General features: G+C 50.7%; 15 protein-coding genes and 1 pseudogene. 4 read left to right on the top strand and 12 right to left on the bottom strand.

Annotated features, from left to right (window positions below):
- Positions 1-3: 3 nt before the first annotated feature.
- From fdh3B to BM082_RS12835, 4 genes and pseudogenes are all read left to right on the top strand, one after another.
- Complete coding sequence (fdh3B, locus tag BM082_RS12850; protein ID WP_074927188.1) at positions 4-609, top strand: formate dehydrogenase FDH3 subunit beta; 606 nt, start codon at positions 4-6, stop codon at positions 607-609.
- A 139-nt stretch (positions 610-748) separates the two neighbouring features.
- Positions 749-1,702, top strand: a pseudogene (locus BM082_RS12845) (formate dehydrogenase subunit gamma); the annotation flags it as partial.
- Positions 1,695-2,111 (top strand): hypothetical protein, encoded by a 417-nt coding sequence (locus tag BM082_RS12840; protein ID WP_017014082.1) that lies wholly within the window; start codon positions 1,695-1,697, stop codon positions 2,109-2,111. The pseudogene BM082_RS12845 and the gene BM082_RS12840, both read left to right, overlap by 8 nt.
- A gap of 189 nt (positions 2,112-2,300) precedes the next feature.
- A complete protein-coding gene (locus BM082_RS12835; RefSeq protein ID WP_074927183.1) occupies positions 2,301-3,062 on the top strand; it encodes a 5'-methylthioadenosine/adenosylhomocysteine nucleosidase in 762 nt (253 codons plus the stop codon).
- Positions 3,063-3,108: 46 nt separating this feature from the next.
- On the opposite strand, the gene pseI is transcribed toward BM082_RS12835, so the two are convergent.
- The 12 genes from pseI to hisD all read right to left on the bottom strand — a co-directional run bounded on the left by pseI (position 3,109) and on the right by hisD (position 14,099).
- Positions 3,109-4,158, bottom strand: a complete 1,050-nt coding sequence (gene pseI / locus BM082_RS12830) for a pseudaminic acid synthase (RefSeq protein ID WP_074927181.1) — start codon at positions 4,156-4,158, stop codon at positions 3,109-3,111.
- A complete protein-coding gene (gene pseH / locus BM082_RS12825; RefSeq protein WP_074927179.1) occupies positions 4,155-4,727 on the bottom strand; it encodes a UDP-4-amino-4,6-dideoxy-N-acetyl-beta-L-altrosamine N-acetyltransferase in 573 nt (190 codons plus the stop codon). Before pseH ends, pseI begins: the two co-directional genes overlap by 4 nt.
- Positions 4,727-5,794, bottom strand: a complete 1,068-nt coding sequence (gene pseG, locus BM082_RS12820; RefSeq protein ID WP_074927177.1) for a UDP-2,4-diacetamido-2,4,6-trideoxy-beta-L-altropyranose hydrolase — start codon at positions 5,792-5,794, stop codon at positions 4,727-4,729. Before pseG ends, pseH begins: the two co-directional genes overlap by 1 nt.
- Entirely contained in the window at positions 5,791-6,492 is a 702-nt protein-coding gene (gene pseF / locus BM082_RS12815; RefSeq protein ID WP_074927175.1) for a pseudaminic acid cytidylyltransferase, read from the bottom strand. Before pseF ends, pseG begins: the two co-directional genes overlap by 4 nt.
- Before the next feature lie 10 nt (positions 6,493-6,502).
- Positions 6,503-7,669: a UDP-4-amino-4,6-dideoxy-N-acetyl-beta-L-altrosamine transaminase gene (pseC, locus tag BM082_RS12810; RefSeq protein WP_074927173.1), complete on the bottom strand. Its 1,167-nt coding sequence runs from the start codon at positions 7,667-7,669 to the stop codon at positions 6,503-6,505.
- A 237-nt stretch (positions 7,670-7,906) separates the two neighbouring features.
- Positions 7,907-8,539 carry a bifunctional phosphoribosyl-AMP cyclohydrolase/phosphoribosyl-ATP diphosphatase HisIE gene (hisIE, locus tag BM082_RS12805; protein WP_074927171.1) on the bottom strand — a complete coding sequence of 211 codons (633 nt, stop codon included), beginning with the start codon at positions 8,537-8,539 and terminating at the stop codon, positions 7,907-7,909.
- Entirely contained in the window at positions 8,536-9,309 is a 774-nt protein-coding gene (gene hisF, locus BM082_RS12800; protein ID WP_074927169.1) for an imidazole glycerol phosphate synthase subunit HisF, read from the bottom strand. Before hisF ends, hisIE begins: the two co-directional genes overlap by 4 nt.
- Positions 9,291-10,028, bottom strand: coding sequence for a 1-(5-phosphoribosyl)-5-[(5-phosphoribosylamino)methylideneamino]imidazole-4-carboxamide isomerase (gene hisA, locus BM082_RS12795; RefSeq protein WP_017008890.1), 738 nt, complete (start codon positions 10,026-10,028; stop codon positions 9,291-9,293). Before hisA ends, hisF begins: the two co-directional genes overlap by 19 nt.
- A 6-nt stretch (positions 10,029-10,034) precedes the next feature.
- Complete coding sequence (hisH, locus tag BM082_RS12790; protein ID WP_017014076.1) at positions 10,035-10,631, bottom strand: imidazole glycerol phosphate synthase subunit HisH; 597 nt, start codon at positions 10,629-10,631, stop codon at positions 10,035-10,037.
- A gap of 10 nt (positions 10,632-10,641) precedes the next feature.
- The gene (gene hisB / locus BM082_RS12785; protein ID WP_074927168.1) at positions 10,642-11,709 is read right to left on the bottom strand and encodes a bifunctional histidinol-phosphatase/imidazoleglycerol-phosphate dehydratase HisB; all 1,068 of its coding nucleotides are present in this window, start codon (positions 11,707-11,709) and stop codon (positions 10,642-10,644) included.
- A 37-nt stretch (positions 11,710-11,746) separates the two neighbouring features.
- Positions 11,747-12,787, bottom strand: a complete 1,041-nt coding sequence (gene hisC / locus BM082_RS12780) for a histidinol-phosphate transaminase (protein WP_208862529.1) — start codon at positions 12,785-12,787, stop codon at positions 11,747-11,749.
- Positions 12,788-12,806: 19 nt separating this feature from the next.
- Positions 12,807-14,099, bottom strand: a complete 1,293-nt coding sequence (gene hisD, locus BM082_RS12775; RefSeq protein WP_017008894.1) for a histidinol dehydrogenase — start codon at positions 14,097-14,099, stop codon at positions 12,807-12,809.
- Positions 14,100-14,101 lie beyond the last annotated feature (2 nt).

The following is a 14,101-nucleotide window of genomic DNA, read 5'->3' as shown; positions in this document are numbered from 1 at the left end:
GTTATGGCGAATATGAAATTTCTGTGTGATACCAAGCGCTGCATCGAGTGTAATGGTTGTGTCACTGCGTGTAAGAACGCTAATTCGGAAGCGGTGGGTTGGGGCATGCAGCGTCGACGCGTTGTTACTTTGAATGATGGTGTGCCGGGGGAGAATTCCATCTCTGTGGCGTGTATGCACTGTACTGATGCGCCTTGCATGGCAGTGTGTCCCGCTGATTGTTTTTATCGCACCGATGATGGCATCGTGCTGCACAACAAAGACCTGTGCATAGGTTGCGGCTACTGTTTGTTTGCTTGCCCGTTTGGTGCGCCACAGTTTCCTAAAGAAGAGGCGTTTGGCGAAAGGGGCAAAATGGACAAATGCACCTTCTGTGCGGGCGGTCCTGAGCCGGATGGCTCGGAGGCTGAACGTGAACTTTATGGTGCAAACCGCATCGCTGAAGGCAAATTGCCGCTTTGTGCCGAGTTCTGTTCTACCAAAGCTTTGCTAGCGGGTGATGCAGCAAAAGTCTCTGACATTTTCCGCCAACGCGTGGTTGAGCGTGGTGCGAAAGGCGCAGGCTGGACCAATGGTGAAGACTTGGCTTACGACGCAACGAAAAGCTAATGATTATCGACATGGCAGTGACGTTATACGTCGCTGTTTAGGAGGAGATATGTTGAAAACATTGCTCGCCATGTTGATGGTGATAGCGACCTGTTGGGTTCCCGCCAGTGTTGCTGATGACGCTGAGTCAGTGAAGCCGTCGAAAGAAATGGTGCAATTGGTGGGCGCCGATGTGTGGCGACAGATCCGCGCGGGGGAAGAAGGGTATACCACCTCGCAATCGCCTGAACATGGTGTGCTGATTAATACCCCCGGCGAAACCTGGTTCATTTTGAAAGAAAAATGGATGTCGCCAGCAGCGGCGGTCGCTATTTTTGGCAGTATTGCATTGGTGATCATGGCGTACGTGTTTGTTGGCCCCTTGATGCTCAGCAAACCCAGAACCGGTAAAAAGCTCAAGCGCTGGTCTCGTTGGGACAGAGCGCTGCACTGGAGCATGGCGTTTACCTTCCTCACGCTTGCGTTGAGCGGCTTGATGCTGGTGTATGGCAAACACTTTTTGAAACCCTATGTGCCAGAAGCTTTGTGGGGCGGCATCGTGATGCTGGCGAAGCAATACCACAACTACATCGGCCCATTGTTCTTCATTTTGCTGATCTTTGTGCTCCTCAAGTGGTGGCGTAAATCTTTGTTTAACAAAACCGACGTGAGCTGGTTCATGAAGCTGGGTGGCATGGTGGGCAAACACAAAGGCACGCACCCTTCGGCAGGTTTTTCAAATGGTGGTGAAAAAGCCATTTACTGGCTGTTGATTGTGTTTGGTGCGATTGCTGCCGTGAGTGGATTGATTTTGGATTTCCCTATCTTCGGTCAAACGCGCAGTGACATGGAAGTGTCGAACCTTGTTCATATGCTCTCCGCGTTGATCCTGATTTGTGGTTTTGTTTTCCATATCTACATCGGCTTGTTCGGGATGGAAGGCGCACTCGAAGGCATGGTCACGGGCGAAGTGGATGAGACCTGGGCTAAAGAACACCATGATCTTTGGTACGAAGAAGTCACGGGAGAAAAGGTGTCGCACTCGCCTGAACATGAGGATAAGCCAACGCCTGATCACAAGCCGAACATCGGAGGAGCACCGCTCAATGACTAAGCATCATAACGGGATATGGGTTGCCTATATCCTTAGCTTGCTGACGCCGTTCACTTTGATGATTTCGGGCGTGATCGCCATTGTTTATGCCGGGTATCGGTTAGATAAAGGGGAAGATTCAGACGTGGTGAATACCCACTATTATGGGTTGATTCGCACCTTCTTTCTGACCTTTACCTTCTTCGTTGTGCTGGTGGTAACGGTGGCGACATCGAATGGCATTTTGGTGGGCATCAGTGATTACTGGTACCAAAGTCCGATGATAGATCGCTTAGCCTATGCCATTCCTTTTGTGGGAATGGTGTTCGCAGTTGGTGCGATCGTGCTTTGGATTTATCGCTTAACGCAGGGCATGCAGCAGCTCAGAGATAATCATCCTTTGAGCTTTGCGAAGGGCCCGAATCTCTGAGCCTTCAATGGCAGGTTTAGTAGCAGAGACGTTGACGAAAAAACAGGCTTGCTTCGGCGAGCCTTTTTGTGCGTTCAGCGCTGTTTTATCCTCAACTGACCAAGGCTTGCGCAAACGATTGCTTTGATCTTTTCTTTCTCCGCGTTTTCGCTATGATGCGCGTCTCTCAACTGCTTGGAATGTTCCAAAATGCGTAAGTTCTCCTTGGTGTGTTCGCTTTTCCTGTCCCTGATTTCGTTTAACGCCTTCGCGGTTCAGCCCATTGCCATCATGGGCGCGATGGATGCTGAAATTGAAAAACTATTGCCGGAAATTCAACACCGTAAGACACACACCGTGTCTGCAAATACGTATTACACTGGCGAGATTGCAGGAAAACCTGTGGTAGTAACCCGCTCGGGTGTGGGCAAAGTGAATGCTGCCATTACAACGTACGTGCTGATTAATCATTTTGATGCTGACCGAATCATTTTTACCGGCATTGCCGGTGCAGCCAGCGCTGAGCTCAATGTGGCGGATGTGGTGGTGTCTTCCGCGTTAGTTCAACACGACGTTGACCTTACTGTATTTGGTGCGCCGAAAGGCCAGCTAAGCGGCTACGATGACAGATTCTTTTATGCCGACGAAACGCTTCAGAAGTTGGCACTAGAGGCGGCGAAAGCGTCGATCGGTGAGAAGCGCGTGCATCTTGGTGTGATTGCAACAGGTGATCAGTTCATTGCCGACAAAGGCGCGGTGAAAATGCTACGCGAAGAGTTCGATGCCATGGCGGTTGAAATGGAAGGTGCTGCCGTCGCCCAAGTCACCGACATGTTTGATATCCCTCTAGTGGTTATCCGCACCATCTCCGACAAGGCTGATGGCTCAGCACACATGGTGTATGCAGAGGCCAAACAAGTGACGGCGGACAATTCCGTGGCGATTACGTTAAAGATGATGAATACGCTGTAAGCACAAAAAAGCGCGGGGTTTCGCCCGCGCTAAATGAGATGCTCGCCTAATCAATCAAATCCCAGTTAAGCGCGGTACCGAACGGAATGTCCGTTTTAGCTGTTTTGCCAATAACATCATCATAGTATTTCGGCGCTAAGCCAAAGCCCGGTCGGACACTGCGCACGTTATCCGCGGTGAAGGTGTCGCCTGCTTTCATTGGCTGGCTGACATACAGCGAGCGGCGAAACTGCTTGTTGCCTTTCTCTGCTTCCTTGAGCTGATAACCTACATGCCCCAGAGCTTGCCATGCGGTTTCTGTATCGCGGCAAAGGCTCGCCAATTCATCAGGTTCTAAAGAGAACGTGGAATCAGGACCTGGGTCGTTTCGACTCAAAGTGACATGCTTTTCAATCACTGAAGCGCCAAGTGCAACAGCGGTGACAGACACGGTGGTACCGAGGGTATGATCGGAAAGGCCTGCTATGACACCAAAACGTTCTATTAAATCTGGAATGGTGCGTAAATGGCTTTGCGATGCAGGTGCAGGGTAGGCGCTGATGCAATGTAGCAACACCAATTCTTGGCATCCATTGTCTTTTGCGGTAGCAACGGCTTCAGCGATTTCCTCATCGTTAGCCATGCCCGTCGAAATGATCATGGGCTTGCCCGTTTGCGCGACATAGCGAATCAGCGGCAAGTCGATAGCTTCGAACGAGGCAATTTTATAGGCAGGTGCGTTTAGGTCTTCGAGCAGATCAACGGCAGTGAAATCGAACGGCGAGGAAAACAGCGTAATGCCCAGTTCACGTGCTTTATCAAACAACGGTTTGTGCCAATCGAATGGGGTATGGGCTTCTTGGTACAAATTATACAGTGAGCGCCCATCCCACAGCCCGCCGTGAATGTGAAACTCTTCAGCATCACAATTCAAGGTAATGGTGTCGGCAGTGTAAGACTGCATTTTTACAGCATCTGCCCCCGCATGTTTCGCCATGGCCAAGGTTTCAAATGCGCGCTCCAGCGAGCCATTATGGTTCGCAGACATTTCAGCAATGATGTAAGGCTTATGGTCGGGGCCAATCTTGCGCCCATCGATAGTGATAAATTGCGTCATAGTGTCTTGCTCTGCTGCGAGGATGATTGGCGTTGTTCTTTGATGTTTGGCTCACGTGAATGCCAAGCGTCGATGGTTAATGCAAAATCGACATAAGGAATGGCGTTCTCGTCTGCGTCGTACGCAATGGCTTCGCCAAGTTGGGTAAAGCCAAGCTTGTTGTGCAAGTGCAGCACTTTGGGATTGATGGCTAACACGCGGCTATCAACTTGCTTTAGACCCAAGGTGTCAAAAGCGTGGTTCAAGGCAGCATGCAGCATGACAACCCCGACGCCTGCGGGCGCATTGGGGGCTTTGTAGAATCCCCATTCAGCGCGCCCGTTCTCTTGGTTTATGTCTGTGAACGACACCATACCGATACCTGTACCTTCAATACTCACCACGTAAAAGCGCTTCGTATCATCACGCTGCACGCGTTCAAACCATGCTGCGTGCTCATCGGGCTTGATCTCGTGAGTGGTAAACATCTTCTCGCGTGTTTCCGGGGCGTTTCGCCACTGACGAACCACATCGAGGTCGGTTTTGGTCATGGGTCGCAGAGACACTGTCGTTGAAGCAACTTGCGGCATTATGAGAAAGCCTCCATCGCATCAACAACGCGGTTAGCTCCGTCACCATCAATGTCTGATTCGGGTAATCGCCAAGGCAAGGTTTCCCAATGTTCAGCAAGCCATGCAAGCTCATTGGTGTAATAGGCTGGCGTGGTTGCATCGCTGACACCAAGGTAACGATAGAGCCCAGACTTCGTGAGGTGCTCTGCCATTTCACGTTGGTTCTCTGCCACGGATACCAGCGTACTTGGTAAGCGTAAGCAGGTGCGTTCGATAGCACTGACCCCGGCACCGCCAAACGCATAGCGAGAATGCGCCAGTTCTGTTTCAAACTCGGGCAGGCTTTTTACCAAGGTGACAAAGGTGGGTAACGGTTTTTCGAGTAGTTGCGCTTCCCTTGGGTTCGACATGCCATAAACCAGCACCACTCGAAAGGGTAAGCTGGAGATCTGTTGGCAAGCTGAGAGAAGCTTCAAACACTCGCCAGTTGGGTCTGTGCCGCTGAAAAACGCGATGACTTGGTTTTTGATGTCTTCTTTTCGGGTTTCTCTGAGCGATGCAAAGCTGTCGCGCAGTAACGCGAATGTTGGCCCAAGCAATTGCTGACTCGATGCAGGAACGAGGGCGTGATAGCGATTTTCGAAATCAGGCCAAGGGTTGTGGTCGAACAAAATCTCGCAGTTATGCTCACGATTGGCGAGATCATCAATGGCGAAGATCTTTGCGCCTTGGCGTTTCATCAACGATTGCCACTGGGTATCCAACGCGTAGTGATCGAATACCACCCAATCAAAAGGCGTGTCTTTTAGAGCAGCAAGGCACTGATTCGCGTCTTCCTCTTGGCTTACGCCCAGCCAGTGTTGGTAGTCATTGCGGTCAGAGCTGACGACGTCTTCTATCGCGGGCAAGGCAACAACGGCGATGCCTTGCTGACGGCAATAATCAATCAGGTTGCCTGTTAACGCTCGACTCAACATGGTGACGGTGTGCTGGCGTTCAAGAAGCTTTTTTGCCAGCACCAAGCAGCGCATCACATGGCCTGTACCAATTTGGTTTGACGCATCAACACGGATTACGACGTTCACAGCTCGCCTCGTTGCGAGAGAATTTCGTAAAGCATTTCGGCGCGCACCCAGTCGTCGGGTTCGTCGATATCTTGAACACGAAAGTGCGGGATCTGAACCGATTTAGAGTGCGGAGCAAAAATGGGTAACCCAGAGACAAAGGCGCTTGGTTTGCCCCAATAGAACATGCCCGCATCGTGGAATGCAGGTTCTAAATCTTGTGACCGGGTGGAGAAATGCTCCGGCCAGAACATTTCCACATTGCCTTCATTGTTCATGCGAATACTGCGTTGGATCGGGAAAGAGAAACGCGTGCTGGCAAAGGTATATTGGGTGTCGTTTTCTGTCAGTAGGGCTAACCCTTCTTCAAGATCTGACGGGCGAGTAAATGGCACGGTCGCGTAAAGACAGCACACTGCGCTGAGGGCGCGTTCGTTATTGTCTTCAAGCCACTCAATCGCATGTTTAATGACATCTAGCGTCGTGGCATGGTCGTTGGCGATATCAGCAGGGCGAACGAAGGGAACTTCTGCGCCGAATGCTAGGGCGACGCGGGCGATCTCATCGCTGTCTGTGGAGACGATTATGCGGTCGAATAATTCGGACTTTTTCGCCACATCAATGGCATAGGCGATAATAGGCTGACCGATGAAGGTCTTCAGGTTTTTTCCCGGAATACGTTTGCTGCCACCGCGGGCAGGGATAATACAGACGTTCATATTGTCCTTTTTATCTGGCGTCTTGCGCAGCAGAGATCGCCTCTGAAAGTGTCGCGACAACCTGATCTTGTTCGTCATCTGTCATGTCGAAAAACAGAGGTAAGCTAAGCGCTGCTTGGTAGTAGTCTTCAGCAAATGGAAACTGTCCCCAATAAAACCCCAACGCTTGATAATACGGCTGGGTATGAACGGGAATATAGTGAACATGCACACCAATGCCTTGTTCTCGCATCGTGTCAAACACACGGCGGCGGCAAGAAGGATCCTCAAGCTGAATCACATACAAATGCCATGCCGATTTGCAGTTGCCAAGTAAAGTCGGTGTGGTAAGCGGTAGAGAGGCCAGTTTTTCGTTGTAGCGCTGGGCAAGTTGATTGCGTCGTTCAACAAATTCATCAAGGCGGGTTAGCTGAGAGACACCGAGTGCGGCTTGTAAATCCGTCATGCGGTAATTGAATCCGAGGGCGTGCTGCTCGTAGTACCAAGCGCCTTGGTTAACATCTTTTAGCTCGGCGGGGTCACGGGTGATCCCATGGCTGCGCAGGTTTTCCATGGCTTTCGCTAATTCAGTGTCGTTGGTCACCGCCATGCCGCCTTCCGCGGTAGTGACGATTTTTACCGGGTGAAAACTGAATACTGTGATGTCGCTGTGCTGGCAGTTGCCGACATACTCACCTTGGTATGTGCCGCCAATGGCATGGGAGGCATCTTCAATCACACGAAAGTTATACTGTTTCGCTAAACGGCCAATGGCTGCCATGTCGCAGCTTTGTCCGCACATGTGCACCGCAACTAACACATCAGGAAGTTGGTTAGCCTGTTCAGCGGCAATCAGTTTCTCTTCGAGCTTTTTCGGGCACAAATTGTAAGTATCAGGGTCAATATCAACGAAATCGACCTCTGCACCGCAGTACAAGCCGCAATTCGCAGAGGCGACAAAGGTGTTCGGTGACGTCCACAAACGCTTGCCAGCGCTCAGTCCCAGCGCAAGACAGGCCAAATGAAGACTGGACGTTGCGCTGTTCGCAGCCACGCCAAAAGCCGCACCGACTTTGTTGGCAACCGCCTGTTCGAATTCTAGAACTCTTGGACCCTGAGTTATGTATTCAGCTTGTAAAGCTTCCAAAACGGCTTCAATGTCTGCCTGATTAATTGCTTGTCGACTATAGCTATGCATTCGTTCTCTAATTTTGCGCCAAACTGAATCTTACAACTAGCAAATTTGATGCCTATTATTTTTGAAAAAAGACATGTCACAAATTAGAAAGATGTTGTAAAAATTTGAAGTTACGAGGTGAGTTAATTCTACCTTAGCTGTCATTCTCGTTTGGAGAAAAATGCATACACCGTGATTGTCAGGGTAAAAAAAGGGCAACCCGCCATGGATTGCCCTGATATTCGATACGTCTGATGCTTACTTATGGCGTTCTTTTAGCTTGTTCGCCACGTCTTCTAGTGAGAAACCTTGGTCTTGCAGAAGCACCATCAAGTGGTACATCAGGTCTGCGGATTCATTGATCAATTCCTCCTTATCACCCGACGTCGCTGCAAGCGCGACTTCAACGCCTTCTTCGCCCACTTTCTGCGAAATACGCTTGGTACCCTTAGCGTAAAGTGACGCAGTGTAAGATGTAGAAGGATCGGATCCTCGACGGGATGCCAGCACTTGCTCCAATTGATGAAGGAACACCAAAGAAGGTTTGTTCGCGTCGTCTTCGCCGAAGCAGCTTTCTGTGCCGAGGTGGCAGGTTGGGCCGATTGGGTCGACTTGTACAAGCAAGGTGTCTTGGTCGCAATCAAGGTCGATGTGCTTAAGCTGAAGCACGTTGCCTGAGGTTTCGCCTTTGGTCCAAAGACGTTCCTTGGTGCGTGACCAGAACGTCACTTGTTCTGTTTCTAGGGTTTTTGCTAGGGCATCTTGATTCATGTAACCCAGCATAAGCATCTGTCCGCTTTTTGCATTTTGAACAACGGCAGGCACCAGCCCGTCCACTTTGTCCCAATCGATGCGTTCAGCCAGTGCTGCGTTTCCTACTGTCTGGCTCATAAGCGAATCTCCACACTTTGTTGTTTTAGGTATTGTTTCAAATCACCAATGTTGATGACTTGTTTATGGAAAACAGAGGCGGCCAAAGCACCATCGACGTTGGCTTTTTCAAATGCATCCTTAAAGTGAACCATTTCACCTGCACCGCCAGAGGCGATAAGTGGCACATGACACACTTCGCGAACCATGTTGAGTTGGTCGAGGTCGTAACCGTTGCGCACGCCGTCTTGGTTCATCATGTTCAAGACGATTTCGCCCGCACCGCGTTTTTGCACTTCCTGCACCCAATCTCGGGTTTCCCACTTTGTTGCTTTGGTACGTGCTTCGTCGCCAGTAAATTGATAAACCTGATACTTACCTGTTTCGCTGTCGAAATACGAATCGACACCGACGACGATACATTGCACGCCAAATTTCTCAGCAAGCTCAGTGATGAGTTCTGGGTTAGCGAGAGCAGGGGAGTTGATGGAGATTTTATCTGCACCAAACTCCAGAATGCGCTTGGCGTCTTCTGCGGTTTTAATACCGCCTGCCACACAGAAAGGAATGTCGATGACTTCAGCCACACGCGCAACCCAGCTTTTGTCGACAACACGGCCATCGCTTGATGCGGTGATATCGTAAAACACCAGTTCGTCTGCGCCTTCAGCCGCGTAACGAGCTGCAAGTGGCACGATGTCGCCGATGATTTCGTGGTTACGGAATTGAACACCTTTCACCACTTGGCCATCACGCACATCAAGACACGGAATTATTCTTCTTGCCAGCATGCGAATGCCTCCTCAGCGGTGAATTTCTCATCCAGCAGCGCCCGGCCGACGATAACACCCGCCACGCCAGAGCCTTTCAAGGCTTCAATGTCTGCCAACGAGCCGATGCCACCGGATGATTGGAATTGAACGCTTGGGTAAGCGGCGCAAAGGTCTTTGTAGAGTTCAACGTTCGAGCCTGCCAGTGTGCCGTCGCGCGAGATGTCAGTACACAGCACATGCTTTAAGCCAACCTTCAAGAAGTCTTCAAGCAGCGCTTCGATGGTCACGCCTGAGTCTTCTTGCCAACCTGACACAGCTACAATGCGGTTGCCGTTGTCATCAATGTTGATGTCCAGTGCCAACACGATTTGCTCAGGGCCGTATTTTTCCATCCAGCCTTTTACAATTTCAGGTTGTTTCACTGCGGTTGAACCAATAACAACGCGCTTTGCGCCTGCACGAAGCAGTTCAACCACATCGCTTTCTTTGCGCACGCCACCACCAATTTGGATGTTCGCGGGGGTGCTTTCAATTAAACTGCTGATCATGGAGATTTGGCGCGCAGACGTGTCTTTCGCACCGGTTAAATCAACAAGGTGAAGCCAATTTGCACCTGCTTTGTGGTACAGCGCGAATTGCTCGCTTGGGTTCACTTTGTATTCGGTAACTTGTCCGTAGTCACCTTGATAAAGACGAACCACTTGTCCGTCGATCAAATCTAACGCTGGAATAATCATCCCTAATTACATCTCCAAGAAGTTTTTGATTAACTGCGCACCGGCTTTGCTTGAACGCTCAGGGTGGAATTGCACGCCATAGTAATTACCGCTTTGTACTGCGGCGCTGAATGCATGGCCGTAATCGCAACGGCCGATGGTGTAATCACCTTCTGGCATCGCGTAGCTGTGTACAAAGTAGAAGTAGCTGTTTTCTGGAATGTCTTTAAACAGCGGGTGGTTATCCACTGGGGTCACAGTGTTCCAGCCCATGTGAGGCAGAGGCAAATCGCCCGTGTCCATCAATGAGGTATTGGCAGGAACGTGGCCTAAACAACTGACGTCAGATTTACCTTCTTGGGAGGAATTTCCCAGAAGCTGCATACCGAGGCAAATACCAAGTAGAGGTTGTTTTACCTGCTGAACAAGCGCAATCAAGTCGCGCTCTTCAAGGTTTTTCATTGCCTCTGTTGCTGTGCCCACACCGGGCAAGAACAGCTTGTCTGCGTCCAAGACGACCGCAGGGTCACGACTTATGGTCACGTCGTAGCCCAAACGTTCAATGGCAAAGCGCACTGAGCTCACGTTGGCGCATCCGGTATCGATAATGACAATCTTGCTCATTTCTCTCTCCTTAGAGGACGCCTTTGCTGCTTGGCAGTTCATTGCCATCAACACGAATGGCCTGACGCAGAGTACGACCGTAGGCTTTGAACAAGCTCTCTACGATGTGGTGCGTGTTATCGCCATCTGAAGACAGGTGCAGCGTGCAAGCCATGGTGTCAGTCAATGAGCGGAAGAAGTGCTCAACCATTTCGGTTGAAAGGTCGCCGACTTTGTCTTGAGAGAAACTGGCTTCAAATTTCAGGTAAGGACGGCCAGACAAATCCAATGCACATTGTGCCAAGCACTCGTCCATTGGTAGGCTGAACCCGAAACGGCCGATGCCACGTTTGTTACCCAGCGCTTCTTTTAGCGCTTGGCCTAGTGCCAGTGCGGTGTCTTCAACGGTGTGGTGATCGTCGATGTGCAGATCGCCCTCCACTGCTACTTTCATTTGGAAGCCGCCGTGGGTCGCGATTTGATCAAGCATGTGGTCGAAGAAACCCAAACCCGTGCTGATGCTATTGCCACCGGTTTCATCCAAGTTGACCGTGATGTTGATGTCGGTTTCTTTGGTGGTACGGGTGACCGATGCGACACGTGGATTGGTGGTCAAATCTTTCAGGATTTGCTTCCAACCCAAGGTTTCTGGGTTGTATTGAATGCCACGAATCGCCATGTTCTCAGCCAACTGGATGTCAGTGTGACGATCGCCAATCACGGCAGAGTGTTTGAAATCTACACGGCCTTGTTGCAGGTAGTCTTTCACCAAACCCAGTTTAGGTTTGCGGCAACTGCAGCCTTCGTTATCGAAATGCGGGCAAATCAAAACGTCAGCAAACTTCACGCCTTGAGATTCGAAAATCTCCATCATCATGTTATGTGGTGCGTCGAAATCTGCTTGCGGGTAGCTGTCGGTGCCCAAGCCGTCTTGGTTCGTTACCATGACCAGCTTGTAGCCAGCGTCTTGCAGTGCGAGAAGTGCTGGGATCACGAAAGGTTCGAATTTGAGCTTGTCGAGGCGGTCGACTTGAAAGTCTACTGGTGGCTCAACAATCAAAGTGCCATCGCGGTCAATAAAGAGAATTTTTTCTTTCACATTGCTTTCCTTAACAATACGTCCTTTGCTTCCTGCTTCACGCCAATTGTTGACGGATAAAGGTCAGGGTTTTTTCGCACTCTTCTCGGTTACCGACGCTAATGCGAATGCAGCCTTCTATCGGTGAGCGTCTTAAAATGATGCCGTTATCCCACAGTGTTGAGAACAACAGGTCAGCATCATCGAATTTAACAAGTAGGTAGTTACCGTAGCCGTCGAACACCTGAGCACCCGGTAGCATGGACAGGCCAGCTTGCAGGTATGCGCGGTTGGCGTTCAGGTCAAGCACCTGGTATTTCATGCGAGCAAGGCCCATTTCTGACAGGGCTTGGCAAGCAATCTCTGTCACAGGGACTGGCACTGGGTAAGGCGCGATCACTTTCAACATCAGTTGGATGACTTGCGTGTTCGCCAGTGTAAAGCCACAACGAAGACCTGCAAGGGCAAAGGCCTTCGACATGGTGCGTAAAATCGCAAGGTTCGGGTAACGCACCAAAAGATCGACCGTCGACGCTTCAGGGCAAAAATCGATATAGGCTTCATCGACAACCACCAGTGCTTTACCTGCGGTCATCTCAAGCAGTGCTTCGATGTCATCGCGGTTTAGCAGGTTACCCGTTGGGTTGTTTGGGCTACAAACGAACACCAATTTCACACCGTCAATCTGCTTCTCGATTTCTGGCATATTGAGCTGCCAGTCTTCTGTGAGCGGCACAGTTTTACGTGCGACGCCGAAGGTTTCCGCGCTGATGGAATACATGCCGTATGTTGGTGGGCAGAACAGAATGGAATCTTCACCGGCTTCACAGAAGGTGCGGATCAGGAGCTCAATGCTTTCGTCTGCACCGCGTGAGGTCAGTACTTGGTCTGGTCGCACACCCGCATAGTTTGCGTAAGCACGAATTAACGGGTCTGGCTGACATTCGCTGTAGCGGTTCAGACTGTTTCCACTGACCACATATTCATTGTTGAACGGTGACTCGTTGGCGTTCAGCCAAACATCACCTTGCCCACCTAAACGGCGAGCAGACAGGTAAGGGGTCAACGCTTGAACGTCCTTACGGGCTAACTTCTCAATATCCATAACAACCCCTGAATTAAGCTTTGTTGAGTTTTTCAACGCGAAGCGTGACGGCATTTCTGTGTGCGTCTAACCCTTCTGCGTTAGCCATGGCAACCACGGTGGGCGCCAATGCTTGTAGGCCATCGGCTGACAACTCTTGTACGGTCATACGTTTGCTGAAATCCGCAAGTCCAAGACTTGAATAGGTACGCGTAAAACCGTAAGTCGGCAGCACATGGTTGGTGCCTGACGCATAATCGCCGACGGATTCTGGTGACCAAGCGCCAAGGAAAATCGAGCCTGCATTATCAAGTAGCGGCAGCGATTCACGTGGGTTCTTGGTTTGCACGATCAGGTGCTCAGGGCCGTAGTTATTCGAAATCGCAATACATTGCGGCAGGCTATCGGCAATGATGATCAGGCTAGCGCCAAGTGCTTTGCTGGCGATGTCTGCGCGGCTTAGCGTTTTAAGTTGGCGCTGAACAGCGTCTGCGACTTTCTCTGCTAATACTGGAGAAGGCGTCACTAGCACAACTTGTGAGTCAGGACCGTGTTCTGCTTGGCTCAGCAAATCTGCCGCAACAAAATCCGCATCGGCTTCTTCATCGGCAATCACGAGGACTTCAGAAGGGCCCGCCGGCATATCAATGGCAGCCCCTTTGAAATCGTTGCTAACTTGGCGCTTTGCTTCGGTCACAAAGGCGTTGCCCGGGCCGAAAATTTTGTCCACTTTGCTGACAGTTTCTGTGCCGTAAGCCATGGCAGCAACGGCTTGTGCGCCGCCAAGGTTATAGACTTCGTCGATACCACAAAGCTTCGCGACATACAGAATTTCATCGGCAATTGGCGGAGGAGAACTCAACACCACTTTGCGACAACCTGCGATTTGCGAAGGCACACCCAGCATTAAAACGGTGGAAGGCAATGGCGCGCTGCCACCCGGGATGTACAAACCAACACGGTTGATAGGGCGAGTAACCAGTTCACAAACCACACCCGGCATGGTTTCAACTTTCAGTGGTTGGGCTTTTTGCGCTTGGTGGAAACAGGCGATGTTTGCATAGGCCTGTTTCAGTGCTTGTTTGATGTCATCACCCAAGCGATTTTCTGCACTATCAATGTCGCTTTGGCTAACACGGATGGATTCAGGCACAACCTTATCGAATTTTTCGGTAAGGGCTTTAAGCGCTGCATCGCCACCTTCACGTACGTCGCGAAGCACGCCAGTAACAGCATCAGTGATCGATGCGCTGTCGCTGATTGCTGGGCGTTCCAGCAAGGCATCGCGTTGTTCATCGCTGAGAGATTTCCAAACCACCGTTTTCATGG

Source organism: Enterovibrio norvegicus DSM 15893, assembly GCF_900115495.1.
Classification (GTDB): Bacteria; Pseudomonadota; Gammaproteobacteria; order Enterobacterales; family Vibrionaceae; genus Enterovibrio; species Enterovibrio norvegicus.
Note: the sequence above shows the minus strand (reverse complement) of the source record. Positions and strands in the feature narration are given on the sequence as shown.